General features: G+C 73.4%; 3 protein-coding genes. All 3 read left to right on the forward strand.

Going from position 1 to position 7,492, the window contains the following annotated elements; all coding sequences use genetic code 11:
• The coding region (locus M1E25_RS25500; RefSeq protein WP_251419668.1) for a phosphopantetheine-binding protein at positions 1-720 on the forward strand (720 nt) is incomplete at its 5' end.
• 40 nt (positions 721-760) lie between these two features.
• Complete coding sequence (locus M1E25_RS25505; protein ID WP_251419670.1) at positions 761-5,599, forward strand: type I polyketide synthase; 4,839 nt, start codon at positions 761-763, stop codon at positions 5,597-5,599.
• A gap of 51 nt (positions 5,600-5,650) precedes the next feature.
• Positions 5,651-7,492: type I polyketide synthase (locus tag M1E25_RS25510; RefSeq protein ID WP_251419672.1), on the forward strand; the 1,842-nt coding region annotated here is incomplete at its 3' end.

Consider the following 7,492-nt stretch of genomic DNA (forward strand, 5'->3'; position numbering starts at 1 on the left):
CTGCACGTCACCGGGGCCGAGGTGGACTGGTCCGCGTTCTTCGACGGCACCGGCGCCCGCCGCATCGACCTGCCCACCTACCCCTTCCAACGGGCCCGCTACTGGGTCGATGCCGCCGGCTCAACCGCCACCGTTTCAGCACTCCGTGCGGAAGACATCCGTCCCGAAACGAGCAACGAGGACGTGGCGGAACTGCGCCGCAGTCTGAGCGGGCTGGCCCACGGGGAACGGGAGCGCCTCCTCCTGGAGCTGGTGCGCACCCATGTCGCCGGTGTCCTCGGCCACCCCTCGATCGCCTCCGTCGAGCCCGACACGGCCTTCCGCGAGCTCGGCTTCGATTCGCTGGCCGCCGTCGAGCTTCGCCGCAGTCTCATGGCCGCGACCGGCAGCGACCTGCCCACCACGCTCGTCTTCGACCACCCGACCCCGCGCGCCGCGGCAGCACACCTCGCCGAATGCCTGGTGAGCGGCCCTACGGCGGCGGACTCGTCCGTGCTCGCCGAACTCGCCCGCATGGAAGCGGTGCTGGCATCGGTGGAGGGCGACAAGGCGACGCTCGACGGGGTGACGCAGCGGCTGGAGGCGATCGTCCGGCGCTGGCAGGACGGCCGCCGTGCCTCAGCCGCCGCTCCGAAGACCGACCGGGGCAGTACCGACTTCGCCACCGCCACCGACGACGAACTGTTCGACGCGCTCGACAACGAGTTCGGCATCTCCTGATCCGCGATCCGCACGATCGGCCCAGATTGGTTGACGTTCTATGAGCAACGACGAGAAGCTCCGGGACTACCTCAAGCGCGCCACCACCGAACTCCAGCAGACCCGGCGCCGGCTGCGCGAGGCCGAGGACCGCCCCTACGAGCCGGTCGCCATCGTCGCGATGGGCTGCCGCTTCCCCGGCGGCGTCACCACACCCGAGGAGCTGTGGGACCTGGTGCGCAGCGGCACCGACGCTGTCTCGCGCTTCCCGGCCGACCGTGGATGGGACACGGAGGCGCTCTATGACCCCGAGCCGTCCACACCCGGCAAGACGTACTGCCGCGAGGGCGGATTCCTGCACGGCGCGGGCGATTTCGACGCCGACTTCTTCAAGTTGAGCCCCCGTGAGGCCCGCGACACCGACCCCCAGCAGCGGCTGCTCCTGGAGGTCGCCTGGGAGACGCTGGAACGGGGCGGCATCGACCCGACCTCGCTCAAGGGCAGCCGCACCGGCGTGTTCGCCGGCGTGGTCTACCACGACTACCCCGGTGCGGGCACCGGCGGGCTCGCCAGCGTCGCCTCCGGCCGCATCGCCTACGTCCTCGGCCTCGAAGGCCCGGCCGTGACCGTCGACACCGCGTGTTCGTCCTCGCTCGTCGCCCTGCACTCGGCCGTTCACGCCGTGCGGTCCGGGGAGTGCACGATGGCGCTGGCCGGCGGGGTGACCGTCATGGCGACCCCCGTGTCCTTCGTCGGCTTCAGCCAGGACCGTGGGCTCGCACCCGACGGGCGCTGCAAGTCCTTCGCCGAGGCCGCCGACGGCACCACCTGGTCCGAGGGCGTGGGCATGGTGCTCGTCGAGCGCCTGGCCGACGCGGTCCGCAACGGCCATCCGGTCCTCGCCGTCATCCGCGGCTCGGCCGTCAACTCCGACGGTGCGTCCAACGGACTCACCGCGCCCAACGGTCCGTCGCAGCAGCGTGTCATCCGGCAGGCGCTGGACGCCGCGCGGCTGACGCCGGCCGACGTCGACGCGGTCGAGGCCCACGGCACGGGTACGGTCCTCGGCGACCCGATCGAGGCCCAGGCGCTGCTGGCCACGTACGGGCAGGACCGCCCCGCCGACCAGCCGCTGTGGTTGGGCTCGTTCAAGTCCAACATCGGCCACGCGCAGGCGGCTGCCGGAGTCGGCGGCCTGATCAAGATGGTGATGGCCATCCGCCACGGCGTGCTGCCCCGGACGCTGCACCTCGACCGGCCCACGTCCAAGGTCGACTGGAGTGCCGGCCGCATCCGGCTGCTCGACGAGAACACGCCGTGGCCCGACCGCGGACGTCCGCGGCGGGCGGGCATCTCCTCGTTCGGCCTCAGCGGCACGAACGCGCACGTCGTGGTGGAGGAGTACACCGGCGACCAGCAGCCCGGCGACCCGGCGCCGGACCGTTGCGCCGGGGCCGTTCCCCTGCTGGTCTCGGCCCGCCGGGCCGACACCGTCGCCGCCCAGGCCGGTCGGCTCGCCGACCATCTGGACGCCCACCCGGGGCTCCACCTCACCGATGTCGCCGCGTCGCTGGCCACCACCCGCGCCGCCTTCGAACACCGCGCGGCCGTCGTCGCCGGCAGCCGCGACGAGGCACTCTGCGCCCTGCGGTCCCTCGCCGAAGGAAGCACGGTCGGCAGCACGCTCACGGCGACGGCCGCACCCGATGCCGCGACTGCGTTCCTCTTCACCGGCCAGGGGGCGCAACGCCTCGGCATGGGCCGTGAACTCCACGCGGCCCACCCGGAGTTCGCTCGCCCCTTCGACGAGGTGATCACTGCGCTCGACACCCACCTCGGCACCGGCCTGCGGGCGGTGATGTGGGGCGACGACCCCCGGCTGCTCGAACGCACGATCCACGCCCAGCCGGCGCTCTTCGCCGTCGAGGTCGCCCTGTACCGGCTGTTCACCTCCTGGGGGCTGCGGCCCGACCACCTCGCCGGGCACTCCATCGGTGAGATCGCCGCGGCACATGTCGGCGGTGTCCTCTCCCTCGACGACGCGGCACGGCTGGTCGCCGCCCGGGGCCGCCTGATGCAGGAGCTGCCCGCGGGGGGCGCAATGGTCGCACTGGAGGCCACCGAGGAGGAGGTGCTGCCGCTCCTCGACGAGCACGTCGGCATCGCCGCCGTCAACGGCCCCCGGTCGGTGGTCGTCTCCGGGGCCGAGGGCGCGGTCGGCCGTATCGCCGACCGGATGGGAGCCCTCGGGCGTCGGACCAAGCGGCTTGCCGTCTCCCACGCGTTCCACTCACCGCTCATGGAGCCGATGCTTGCCGAGTTCGGCGCCGTGGCCGAGTCCCTCGCCTACGCGCCGCCGCGCATCCCGATCGTCTCCACCCTCACCGGTGAGCACGCCGGGGCGGACGAACTGGCCGCCCCCGGCCACTGGGTGCGCCACGTCCGGGAGACCGTCCGCTTCCACGATGCCGTGCGTTGCCTGCACGACAAGGGCGTCCGTCTGTTCCTCGAACTCGGCCCGGACGCCGCCCTCGCCCCGCTGGGCGCCGACTGCCTCACGGCGGACGAGAGCGCCGAGGATGCCGTCGCGTTCGTCGCATCCCTGCGCCGCGGCCGCTCCGAGCAGCGTGAACTGGTCGCGGCTCTCGCCCACGCCCACAACCGAGGCGCCGGGGTCGACTGGAACGCGTTCTTCGACGGCAGCGGCGCCCGGCGTGTCGACCTGCCCACCTATGCCTTCCGGCGCAAGCGCTACTGGGCGCGCGCCGAGGCCGAGACCCCGGCCGTCCCCGCCGGCGTCGCGCCGGGCGAGGCCGACTTCTGGAACGCCGTGGAGCGCGACGACATCGCGGGCCTGGCAGGACGGCTGGGCATCGCCTCCGAGACGCTCGCCCCCGTCCTGCCGGCCCTCTCCTCCTGGCGCACCCGAACACGCGAGGACGCCGCCGTCGACTCCCTTCGCTACCGCGTCACCTGGGCCCCCGTCGCCGACCCCGCATCCCCGCGCCTGCCGGGCACCTGGCTGGTCCTGCACCCCCAAGGCGGCGCAGAACAGGCCGCGACGATCGCCGGCGCCCTCACCGGACGCGGCGCGCAGGTCACGGTCACCGAGGTCGCAGGCGATGTCGACCGGGCCGCGCTCGCGGGCCTGCTCCCCTCCCGGCCGTTCGACAGCATCCTCTCCCTGCTCGCTCTCGACGACCTTCCGCACCCCCGGCACCCCTCCCTCTCCCGGGGCCTCGCCCACACCGCGGCTCTGGTCCAGGCCCTGGACGACCAGGACCGGCGGGCGCGCCTGTGGTGCGCCACCAGCGGCGCCGTCGCCACCGACGCCGCGGACGAGGCCACCCGGCCCGTCAGTCCGCGGCAGACCGCGGTCTGGGGCCTGGGAGCCGGACTCGCCCTGGACCGCCCCGACACCTGGGGCGGGCTCGTCGACCTCCCGGCCGACCTGGACGAGCGGGCCGTGCGACGGCTCTGCGACGTCCTGTCCGGGGCCGAGGACCAGGTCGCCCTGCGCCCGGCGGGTGTGTTCGCCCGCCGCATGACCCGCCCGGACCCGTCCGCCGGAACGCAGCCGTGGCGACCGCGCGGCACCGTGCTCGTCACCGGCGGGACCGGTGGGCTGGGCGCCCACGTCGCCCGCATGCTGGCCGCCGACGGGGCGGAGCACCTCGTCCTCGCAGGCCGACGCGGCCTCGATGCCCCCGGAGCCGCCGAACTTGCCGACGAACTACGGAAGATGGGACCTCGGGTCACTGTCGCGTCCTGTGACGTCGCCGACCGTGAGTCCGTCCGCACGCTCCTCGACGGCCTCCCCGCCGATCTGCCGCTCACGGCTGTCTTCCACGCCGCCGGACTGCCCCAGCGCATCGCCCCCGTCGGCGACCTCACCCTCGAGGAGATCGCCGAGGTGGCCACCGCCAAGGTCATCGGCGCCCAGCACCTGGACGAACTCCTCGGGGACACCCCGCTCGACGCGTTCGTGCTGTTCTCCTCCGGATCCGCCGTGTGGGGCAGCGCCGGACAGGCCGCCTACGGCAGTGCCAATGCCTTCCTCGACGGTCTCGCCCACCGGCGTCGCGCTCGTGGCCTCGCCGCCGCCTCGATCGCGTGGGGCTCCTGGGAGGGCGGCATGGTCGACACCGAACTGGCCACCCTCATGCGCCGCATCGGCGCCCCGGCGATGGCCCCGGCACGCGCCGTCGCCGCCCTCCGCCGAGTCCTGGCCGACAGGCAATCGCACGCCGTCGTGGCCGAGTTCGACTGGGGACGCTTCACTCCGACCTACACGCTGGCCCGCCCGCGCCCCCTGCTCGACGCGCTGCCCGAGGCCCGGGCCGCCCTCGACACGGGGATCGAGCCGGCCGGAGGCGGATCCGGCCTGGCCGAGCAGCTCACCGGCCTGCCGGAGCCCGAACAGCGCAGGATGCTGCGGGAGTTGGTGTGCACCCACGTCTCCGCCCTGCTGGGCTATGACGACCCCGCCGACGTCGATCCCGGACGCCGCTTCGACGACCTCGGCTTCGACTCCGTGGCCGCCGTGGACCTGCGCAACCGGCTCGGCCGGGACTCCGGCCGGACCCTGCCCACGAGCATGGTGTTCGACCATCCCACCCCCGACGCGCTGGCCGCACATCTCCGGTCGGAGCTGTTCCCGGAGCAGGGCGCCGATGGAGTCCCCCTGCTCACCCGGCTCGACCACCTCGAGGAGGCGGTCGCGGGTCTCCCCGCCGAGGAACTCGCCGGGGCGCGTGTCACCGCCCGCCTGCAGGCCCTGCTGACGCTGGTGACCGACAAGCTCGGTGCACCCGACGGAGGCGCCGTCGAAGAGCGGTTGGAGACGGCATCCGCCGATGACGTCCTCGCGTTCATCGACAACGAACTCGGCCTCGCCTGACCGAGCGCTCGACCCGACCACATGGCATCCACAAGGACTCGGTGGGACAAGATGGCCAACGACGAACGACTCCTCGACTACCTGAAGCGCGTGACGGCGGACCTGCACCAGACCCGCCGCAGGCTCCAGGAGGTCGAGAGCGAGGAACACGAACCCATCGCCGTCGTCGCGATGAGCTGCCGCTACCCGGGCGGGGTGGCCTCACCGGAGGACCTGTGGTCTCTGGTGGCCGAGGGCGCGGACGCCGTCTCGGAATTCCCCGTCGACCGCGGATGGGACCTCGACCGGCTCCGCGGCGGGGGGCCCGGCGACGCCGGCAGCAGCTACGTGACCGAGGGCGGATTCGTCCACGGCGCCGCCGAGTTCGACGCCGGGCTCTTCGGTATCAGCCCCAACGAGGCCGTCACCATGGATCCGCAGCAGCGGCTGCTGCTGGAGGTCGCCTGGGAGGCCTTCGAACGCGGCGGCATCGACCCGGTGTCGCTGCGCGGCCAGCCCGTCGGAGTGTTCGCCGGCTCCGGCATCCAGGACTACGAGTACCTGCTCGGCGCGATCCCCGAGATCGCCGAGGCCTACATGACCACATCGAACGCGGCCGCCGTCATCTCCGGCCGGATCGCCTACGCGCTGGGCCTGGAGGGTCCGGCGGTGACGGTCGACACCGCCTGCTCCTCGTCCCTCGTCTCCCTCCACCTCGCCGCGCAGGCACTGCGCCAGCGCGAGTGCTCGCTGGCGCTGGCCGGCGGCGTGATGGTGATGTCCACGCCGTCCCCCTTCGTCGCGTTCAGCCGGCAACGCGGCCTGGCCCCCGACGGGCGATGCAAGGCGTTCGCCGAGGCCGCCGACGGAACAGGCTGGTCCGAGGGCGCGGGCATGCTGCTGCTGGAGCGCCTGTCGGACGCCGAGCGCAACGGGCACCCGGTGCTCGCCCTCGTGCGGGGCAGCGCCGTCAACCAGGACGGCGCGAGCAACGGACTGACCGCCCCCAACGGCCGTGCCCAGCAGCGCGTCATCCGGCAGGCCCTGGCCAATGCAGGAATACCCTCCGGACAGGTCGACGCGGTCGAGGGACACGGCACGGGCACCACGCTCGGCGACCCGATCGAGGCGCAGGCGCTGCTGGCCACGTACGGCCAGGACCGGCCGGAGGACCGGCCGTTGTGGCTGGGGTCGATCAAGTCGAACATCGGTCACGCGCAGGCGGCGGCCGGTGTCAGCGGCATCATCAAGATGGTCATGGCGATGCGGCACGGGGTGCTTCCGCGCACCCTGCACGTGGACGCGCCCTCCAGCCACGTCGACTGGTCGGCGGGCAACGTGCGGCTGCTGTCGGAGGCCCGGGAGTGGGCGAGAGCGGACCACCCGCGGCGTTCCGGCGTGTCCTCGTTCGGGGTCAGCGGCACCAACGCGCACGTCATCCTCGAAGAGGCCCCCCGACCCGAACCGGCGCCGGAGCCGGGCCAGGAGCCGGCCCCCGCACGAGCGGCGGACACGGCCCCGATGCCCTGGACGGTGTCCGGTCGCGGTGCCGACGCGCTGCGCGCCCAGGCGGCACGAGTGCGCGACCACCTCACCGGTGCCGGTGACGGGGACGCGTCGGACATCGCCTTCTCCCTGGCCACCACACGGGCGCAGCTGGAGCACCGCGCTGTCGTCCTGGCTGCCGACCGTGCCGCCGGTCTCGCGGGGCTCGCCGCACTCGCGGCGGGGGAGACCCACCCGTGCGTGGTGCACGGCGTGGTGACAAACGGCTCCACCGCCTTCATGTTCACGGGTCAGGGTGCGCAGCGTCTTGGTATGGGGCGGGAGTTGTGTGAGGCGTTTGCGGTGTTCGGGGAGGCGTTCGGTGCGGTGGCTGCTGCGGTGGATGCGCATCTGGACGTGCCTTTGCGG

Origin of the sequence: Streptomyces meridianus, from assembly GCF_023703325.1 — a bacterium.
Lineage (GTDB): Bacteria > Actinomycetota > Actinomycetes > Streptomycetales > Streptomycetaceae > Streptomyces > Streptomyces meridianus.